1 protein-coding gene is annotated in these 330 nt (G+C 62.4%); it reads left to right on the forward strand.

Going from position 1 to position 330, the window contains the following annotated elements:
• Window positions 1-330: NAD-dependent epimerase/dehydratase family protein (locus tag HX774_RS19570; protein WP_218650550.1), on the forward strand; the 330-nt coding region annotated here is incomplete at both ends.

Consider the following 330-nt stretch of genomic DNA (forward strand, 5'->3'; position numbering starts at 1 on the left):
GATGAAGACAGCCGCGCTGGCAAGGACGACTTTGGCAGTCAACTCTGCGTCGCGTGGGAGGAGGAAGCGCGCCGTGCCGAGGCGCTCGGCATGCGTGTAGTGTTACTGCGCACCGCGCCCGTGTTTGCAAGCGACGGCGGCATGTTGCCCAGGCTGCGTCTGCCATTCAGCATGGGGCTTGGCGGTCGGCTCGGCAATGGGCGTCAATGGATGCCGTGGATTCATCTTGACGACGTGGTCGGTCTGATTGATTTCCTTTTGCACCACGCCGATTGCTGGGGCGCCTTCAATGCGTGCGCACCGGACCTCGTCAGAAACGCAGACTTTGCC

It is taken from the genome of Brevundimonas sp. P7753 (assembly GCF_013386595.1).
GTDB classification, from domain to species: domain Bacteria; phylum Pseudomonadota; class Alphaproteobacteria; order Caulobacterales; family Caulobacteraceae; genus Brevundimonas; species Brevundimonas bullata.